Origin of the sequence: Vibrio aquaticus (assembly GCF_003970385.1) — a bacterium.
GTDB classification, from domain to species: Bacteria; Pseudomonadota; Gammaproteobacteria; order Enterobacterales; family Vibrionaceae; genus Vibrio; species Vibrio aquaticus.
In genome coordinates, this window is the sequence record NZ_RXZH01000083.1 from 1 (window position 1) to 629 (window position 629).

Annotated in this window: 1 protein-coding gene; it reads left to right on the plus strand. The window is 43.1% G+C overall.

Annotation, left to right across the window (positions count from 1 at the left end; all coding sequences use genetic code 11):
- Positions 1 to 11: 11 nt before the first annotated feature.
- On the plus strand, positions 12 to 629 hold a 618-nt coding region (locus tag EJ063_RS21875), incomplete at its 3' end, for a hypothetical protein (protein WP_500691448.1).

Sequence of the window (629 nt, forward strand, 5' to 3'; positions counted from 1 at the left end):
TCTTTCTTTGGCTGAGTGGCATGTATTTCCACGGTGCTCGTTTTTCCAATTATGAAGCATGGCTAAGCGATCCTACTCATATTGGACCTAGTGCGCAGGTGGTTTGGCCAATAGTGGGCCAAGAAATATTGAATGGWGAYGTGGGYGGRGGYTTCCGAGGAATACAAATAACCTCWGGYTTTTTTCARATTTGGCGAGCATCCGGAATAACTAGTGAATTACAACTYTATTGTACCGCAATTGGYGCATTGGTCTTYGCAGCSTTAATGCTTTTTGCTGGTTGGTTCCATTATCACAAAGCAGCTCCAAAATTGGCTTGGTTCCAAGATGTAGAATCTATGTTGAATCACCATTTAGCGGGGCTACTAGGACTTGGGTCTCTCTCTTGGGCGGGGCATCAAGTACATGTATCTTTACCGATTAACCAATTTCTAAACGCTGGAGTAGATCCTAAAGAAATACCRCTTCCTCATGAATTTATCTTGAATCGGGATCTTTTGGCTCAACTTTATCCMAGTTTTGCYGARGGAGCAACYCCMTTTTTYACCTTRAATTGGTCAAAATAYKCGGAMTTTCTTACTTTTCGTGGMGGATTAGAYCCAGTRACTGGRGGTCTATGGYTAACCGAT